The sequence below is a fragment of the Myxococcus sp. AS-1-15 genome (assembly GCF_020037055.1).
Taxonomy (GTDB): Bacteria; Myxococcota; Myxococcia; order Myxococcales; family Myxococcaceae; genus Myxococcus; species Myxococcus fulvus.
Window position 1 is genome coordinate 415,712 of sequence record NZ_JAIQDF010000010.1, and the last position, 6,242, is coordinate 421,953.

At 69.3% G+C, this 6,242-nt stretch carries 5 protein-coding genes; 4 read left to right on the forward strand and 1 reads right to left on the reverse strand.

What is annotated here, in order from left to right:
* Positions 1-34 precede the first annotated feature (34 nt).
* Positions 35-697 carry a hypothetical protein gene (locus tag K8625_RS26895; protein WP_223784300.1) on the forward strand — a complete coding sequence of 221 codons (663 nt, stop codon included), beginning with the start codon at positions 35-37 and terminating at the stop codon, positions 695-697.
* On the opposite strand, the gene K8625_RS26900 is transcribed toward K8625_RS26895, so the two are convergent.
* Positions 676-1,389 (reverse strand): site-specific DNA-methyltransferase, encoded by a 714-nt coding sequence (locus K8625_RS26900; RefSeq protein ID WP_223749350.1) that lies wholly within the window; start codon positions 1,387-1,389, stop codon positions 676-678. The genes K8625_RS26895 and K8625_RS26900 overlap by 22 nt on opposite strands.
* 152 nt (positions 1,390-1,541) lie before the next feature.
* Between K8625_RS26900 and K8625_RS26905 the strand changes: the two genes are divergently transcribed.
* The 3 genes from K8625_RS26905 to K8625_RS26915 all read left to right on the forward strand — a co-directional run bounded on the left by K8625_RS26905 (position 1,542) and on the right by K8625_RS26915 (position 5,643).
* Complete coding sequence (locus K8625_RS26905) at positions 1,542-2,327, forward strand: alpha/beta fold hydrolase (RefSeq protein WP_223749349.1); 786 nt, start codon at positions 1,542-1,544, stop codon at positions 2,325-2,327.
* A gap of 25 nt (positions 2,328-2,352) precedes the next feature.
* Positions 2,353-2,793 (forward strand): hypothetical protein, encoded by a 441-nt coding sequence (locus K8625_RS26910; protein WP_141332580.1) that lies wholly within the window; start codon positions 2,353-2,355, stop codon positions 2,791-2,793.
* A 243-nt stretch (positions 2,794-3,036) separates the two neighbouring features.
* Positions 3,037-5,643 carry a right-handed parallel beta-helix repeat-containing protein gene (locus K8625_RS26915; protein WP_223784301.1) on the forward strand — a complete coding sequence of 869 codons (2,607 nt, stop codon included), beginning with the start codon at positions 3,037-3,039 and terminating at the stop codon, positions 5,641-5,643.
* Positions 5,644-6,242 lie beyond the last annotated feature (599 nt).

The window sequence follows — 6,242 nt, forward strand, 5'->3', positions numbered from 1 at the left end:
GCGCGCGGAGCGTGCACGCGCTAGAGGGCGCGGCATGCGTGACCGAATCCAGGCGGTGCTTCGCCAGCTGGCCCAGTCGTCCGAGCTCGAGGCTCGCTGGCTGCACACCCTGTCCCTGATGGAGTTCATCGGCGCGAGGAAGATTTCGCGCACGGTGGCGGACCGGCATCCGTCGTTGAGCGTGCTCGAGCACCTGGCGGACGAGACGCGCCACGCCTTCGCGTTCAAGCGCCTGTCCGTCGAGCTGGCGGGAAGCGAAATCACCACGTTCCTGTGTCCGGAGGGCGCGGGCCGCTATTTCCAGGCGCTGGACCACGAGCTGGCGAAGTGGGCCACGTCGTACACGGGCGCGCCGGACGTGTACCTGCACTACCTGCTCACGACGACGGCCATCGAGCGTCGCGCGATGGTGCTCTATCCGCTCTACAAGGCGGCCACGCGCAGCCCGAGCGTGAAGGAGGAGCTGGGGCGCGTCGTCACGGAGGAGCAGGGCCACCGGCGCACCATCGAGGACGCGTGCGTGGCCCGGCTCTCCGCGGTGGGCGCGTCACTGGACGACGCGCTGGCGCTGGAGGAGCGGTTGTTCGGGGCCTTCATCGAGGAGCTGGAGTCCGTGGTGGCGAGCGAGCTGTCCGCCCTGCCCGTGGCCCTGAGCGCCACTGGCGCACCTTGGACCTACTCCGAATCCGAGGCCTGAGCCGCCGCGTCGTCCTGGGTGAGCACGAGCTTCTGCTCGTGCCACCGCGCGCGCAGGTTCCGAGCCTTGCGCGCGCGCTTGCGACTGAGCTCCACGCCGATGGCCTCGAGGCCCATCGCGTTGGCCACGGCGAGCGCGGTGCCATGGCCACAGAAGGGGTCCACGACGGTGCGCGTGGGGGTGTGCTCGAGGATGAAGCGGCACGCGAGCTGACACGCCTCCACGCCCATGCCGCGGGTCCACGTGACCTCGCCCGCGTCGGGGAGCACATCGGCGGTGGACTTCCCCAGGTCGACGCGGATGCCGCGAGAGAAGCACAGCATGTGGGAGTACGCGGGCCGACCGAAGGTCACGGTGCCGGGGGCGCGGCGGCAGACGACCTTGTGCCAGAGCAGCCCCAGTCCCGACTCCTCGGCGGCGCGCGAGACGAGGTAACCCTTGTCGACCCAGAGCCCCTCGTCCTTCACATCGGTCTGGTAGAAGATGGCCACGCCGTCATCGGGCACGCGCGACATGACGAGCGCGGCCGCGCGGATGAACCACGCCTTCCACTCGGTGAGGGACAGCGTGGGGAACTCGGACGCATCCGGTAGCGAGGCCACCGCCGAGCAGCCCGTCAGGATGGGTTGCGCCGCGAGCCACGTGAGCGCGTCCTCGCAGTGCACCGTTCGCCCGGCCGTGGTGTGGAGCATCCCCTCTCGTTATCACTCCACGAGCCAACCTCACACGTACCGGCGGCGAATGCCTACATGGGAATCTTGAGCCGCTCCCGGGTGTCCTGACTTGCTTTCGCTCCCGTACATTAATTCAATGCCGCTTTATCCTTTTCGTCCGGAGAGACGACATGCCCACGATTTCCGCAACTGACGGGACTTCACTTCACTACCGAGTCATCGGTGACGGGCCGCGCACGGTGGTGTTGGTGCACGGGTGGATGGTGTCGGGTGCGGTGTGGGACGGGCTGGTGGAGCGGCTGGACCTGACGGGGTTGCGGCTGGTGATTCCGGACGCGCGAGGCACGGGGCAGTCGGGCAAGGCGGCCGGCGGCTACACGCTGGAGGGCCTGGCGAGGGATGTGCTGACGGTGGTGGACGCGGTCGGTGCGGAGCGCTTCACGGTGGTGGGGCACAGCATGGGTGGGCAGCTGGCGCAGTGGGTCGCGTCGGAGGTCCCCGCGCGGGTGGACGCGCTGCTGCTGCTCAACACGGTGCCGGCGTCGGGGTTGCCGCTGCCTCCGGACGCGGCGGGGCTGTTCCGCACGTCGGCGGGAGACCGCGAGAAGCAGAAGACCATCCTGGGGCTCGCGTGCAAGAAGCTGCTGCCGGAGCAGTTGGAGGTCTTGTTGAAGGACGCGGGCGCGGTGAGCGCGGCGTCGATTGAGGGCGCCTTCGATGCGTGGACGAAGGGTGGCATCCAGGAGCGGCTGGCGCGCATCGCGGCGCCGACGTTGGTGGTGTCCACGGATGACGCCTTCCTGCCGCCGGCCTTCTTGAGGGAGGCCGTGGTGGCGCCCATCCGGCGCGCGCGCATGGCTCACATTCCGGGCCCGGGTCACTATCCGCACGTGGAGCACCCCCAGGAGACCGCGGCGGTGTTGTCCGCCTTCCTGGCCGGCTCCGCGCCCGCCTGATTCCGGCTTCGAGGGAGGCATCACGATGGCCTGGAGCATGTCCTTCGACTACGACGCGCCGAACGATGTCGTGACGGCGAACTTCACGGACTGCGTCCTGGTGAATGAGGAGGATGTCCTGCGATGGCGGCGTGAGGTGGAGGTGCACCTCGCGCGCTACGCGGGCTCGGGCAAGGTGGACCTGCTCATCAACCTGGATGGGTTGGTGGTGAAGTTCACCGCGGGCCGGGTCTTCGGCAAGGAGCGCCGCGAGGTGCTTGAGCGCTACACACACCGCTCGTACCGCTTCGGTGGTGACGAGATGACGCGCATGTTCGTGCTCACCAGTGGCGCCATCAACGGCGCGGCGGTGAACCACTACCTGACGCGAGACGAGGCGCTCGCCGCGCTGAAGGCCGAGCGCGAGGCCTTGCGTCAGCGGGGCCCGTCTCCGTTCGGCGGTGGCTTCATCGGCGGCAAGGTCTGAGGCGCGAGGGCCCGAGCCCGGCGCATCACCTGTCGCACCTTCCTCCCAGCACCCATGGATGGACGCTGGGAGGACGCTCCCCATGGGATGTGTGTGTCATCGGCCTGACGAGGACCTGCCTCGTGGGGAGGTGTGGGGCAGGAGCCGGGCAGGCGGTCCTGGCGGGGAGCGTGGCCGGTTGCTTGGGAGGCCGCGTGCTTGTCGATATCGTGTGGCACCCGACATCGCTGAGAGGACGTCACCATGAACCGAGCGAACTCGATGCGCCTGGCCCTGCTCGCTGGCGCGCTGGTGCTGTCCGTGGGGTGCCATCTCGAGGAGCCCTTGGGGGTGAGCCCGGAGGCCACGGGCTCGCTGCGCGTGGTGACGGTGTTGCCGCGCTCGCTGCCATTGGACCAGGTGGCGAAGGTGGAGGTGACGGTGACGCCGACGCAGGGCGAGCCGGTCTCGATGGTCCTCGAGGGCGCGGGTGACTCCTGGGGCGGACTGATGAGGAGCCTGCCCCCGGGCCGCGTGGGCACGGTGAGGGCGCGGGTGCTGGACGCCGCGGACGGGGTGGTGGGAGAGGTGAGCGTGGCGGACGTGGAGCTGGAGAAGCACCGTCCCGCGCTGCTCGTGCTGGTTCCCCATCGGGTGAATCCTTCGTTGGGGAGCACGGCGCCCATCATCGATGCGGTGGTGGGCTCACGCGCCGCGGTGTCTCCGGGAGAGTCCATCCGGTTCCGGGTGGTGGCGCGGGGCGCGGAGACCTCGGAGACGCTGACGTATGCGTGGGAGGCGGTGGAGGGACAGTTCGCCGACAAGGGGGGCTCGGATGCGGAGTGGACGGCGCCGCTGCGCCGCGGGCCGGATGCGTTGACCTTGAAGGTCGTGGGGGCGCAGGGGGCGGTGTCCACGCTGCGGTTCTCCGTGGACGTGGCGCTCGGGGGTGGGTGGGGAGCTGCGCACGAGGCCTCGCTGGAGCGCGACCCGGTGGTGACGGAGCTGGGCGCCCGGCCGGGCTCCCAGGTGCGAGTGGGCACGCCGGTGGAGCTGGAGGTGACGGCGGTGGATGACGATGGGGACCTGCTCTCCTACGCGTGGACGTCCACCTGCGAGGGCGAGTTCGAGGACGCGACCTCACCGACGACGCGCTTCACGCCGATGGAGGCGCCCCAGGTCGCGTGTGACAATTGCCAGTTGAGCGTGAGGATTTCCGACAACGCGACGAGGGCCTCGCAGGTGCGCTCGTTGAATCTGTGCGTGACGAACCCCCAGCCGCCGACGCTCACGGAGGTGACGCAGTCCTCCGAGGACGCCTTCGCGGGGCAGCTGGTGCGGCTGTCCGCGTCCGCGACGGACCCGCAGGGGGAGCCGCTGACCTTCGCGTGGACGGCGAACACGGGGCTCCTGGGGAACATGGTGCGAGGGGCCGGAACGGGCTCGGCGGACTGGGTGATGCTGTCCTGCGCCCCGAGGGATGTGACGCCCACCATCACGCTGACCGTCACGAATGCCTCCGGGTTGAGTGTGACGCGAGTCCTGGTGGTGGAGTGGGAAGACCTGTGGTGTGACGAGCATGCGCCGTGTCCGGCGGTGTTGGGAGCCTCGACGGTGACGTTGACGGCGGACTGCACCACGGCGCAGACGGTGTGGATTCCGGACGGGTACACGCTCGACGGTGGCGGTCACGTGCTCACGGCGGTGGACCCTCGCGACGGCCGCTTCCGAGGCGCGGTGTTGAGCAGCCTGGGGACGACGGCGCATGTGAGGGACGTGACGGTGGCGGCGCGAGGGTTGTCGGAGCTGACGTGTGACGCGGGCTCGGCCCGGCTGCGCGGCATCCTGTTCGACGGCGCGAGCGGCTCCATCCTCGACAGCGTGGTCCGGGACGTGAACCAGAAGGAAGGGGAGGGGGGCTGTCAGGAGGGTGTGGCCATCGAGGTGCGCAACGCGCGCGACGCCGAGTCGGTGACGCACGTGGAGGTGCTGCGCAACCACGTGGTGGGTTACCAGAAGGCGGGCATCGTCGGCACGGGCAAGGTGGAGCTGAACCTGGAGGACAACCGTGTCGAGGGCGGTGGGCCCGTGCCCTTCATCGCGAGGAACGGCATCCAGTTCAGCGACGGGGCCACGGGGCGGGCCACGGGCAACCGCGTGACGGGGCACGCCTACACGGGAGACTCCGCGGTGGCCTCGGGCATCCTGGTCGCGGGCGGGGCGTACTACGGGTTCGCGCTGTGCGAAGACATCGTCCTCTTCGAGAACACGGTGGAGGACAACGACGTCGGCATCAATCTGTCTCAGGGAGAGGCGGGCGGAGGGCCACTGGCGGTATCGACCCGGCTCCAGGTGTCGCGAAACACCGTGACCCACCGCGGGCCGGTGACGAACGGCTATCCGTACCAGGCGGGCATCTCCGACCTGGGGGGCGCCAACGCCATCAGCCAGAACAAGGTGAGCGGGCCCGGGTATGACCGAGGCACGCAGCCTGGGGCCACCTTCGATGTGGACGTGGTGGCGGGCGCGGCTTCCCAGCTCTTCTTCATGAGCCCGGCGCGAGAGACCGCGGTGGGCCGATGCTCGGAGGGGCTGGTGGTGCAGAGCCAGGACAGTCGAGGCAACCTGTCCGCACTGGCGGCCCCCTCGCTGACGCTGGAAGGGACGGGACCGGCGGCGGCGGGGGTGTCCCTCTTCGCGGATGCGACCTGTACGACGCCGCTGGCGACCTCGGGAGACGGGTGGTCGCTGGTGCTGGAGAGGACGCAGCAGGAAGCGACGTTCTATTTCCAGGCGGCGCAGGTGGGAGAGCTGACGCTCACGGTGAGCGGGGACGGCGTGACGGGCTCACAGCTCCAGCGCGTGCGGTGATGCATCGATAGGGAGCGGAGGCTCCCAGTCTCCATGTAGGTGCATGGAGCAGCTGGAACGGGCGTCCGAGCCAGTGGGACAAGTAGACGACCCAAGGCTCGTTCTCTTGGTTGGGCTCACGCCGAGCTCCCAGGGTCGAGCGTTTTTCCGAGGCGTGGATTCAAGGACGGCGCCCGGTGGTTCACGGTCGCAGCGGGAGTTCCTCCAGCAGGTTGGCTGGAGCCGTGCCCGGGTGAGATCCGCCGGGGGACGGGGTGGGGTGGAGAAATCCGACGCGCCCTGTCACGAAAAGTTGATGCGTTTCCAGGATCAGTGGTACATGCCGCTCCCCCGCAACGAAGCCGCGCACTGGCGCGGAGCACTTCGTGGTGGGAGCAGGAACATCGACGGAATACAGCGGTCAACGAAGCGAGTTGACAGGAGACGCGGCGGTGATAGAAGCCGCGCCCCCGACGAAGAAACCCGAGCGGTAGGCGGGCAGGAGCGGCGGGGCGGTCAACGAAGCAGCGGTTGACACGGGATGCGGCGAAGAGGTAGAAGCCGCGCCCCTCCGGAAGAAAGCAGCGGAAGCCACTGGGCGGCGCTGAGGACTTCGGGAG

Bases quoted from the DNA above. Each gene is read 5' to 3' on its own strand.
- K8625_RS26905 (WP_223749349.1), top strand. From the start codon at position 1,542: ATGCCCACGATTTCCGCAACTGACGGGACTTCACTTCACTACCGAGTC.
- K8625_RS26910 (WP_141332580.1), top strand. From the start codon at position 2,353: ATGGCCTGGAGCATGTCCTTCGACTACGACGCGCCGAACGATGTCGTG.
- K8625_RS26915 (WP_223784301.1), top strand. From the start codon at position 3,037: ATGAACCGAGCGAACTCGATGCGCCTGGCCCTGCTCGCTGGCGCGCTG.
- K8625_RS26895 (WP_223784300.1), top strand. From the start codon at position 35: ATGCGTGACCGAATCCAGGCGGTGCTTCGCCAGCTGGCCCAGTCGTCC.
- K8625_RS26900 (WP_223749350.1), bottom strand. From the start codon at position 1,389: ATGCTCCACACCACGGCCGGGCGAACGGTGCACTGCGAGGACGCGCTC.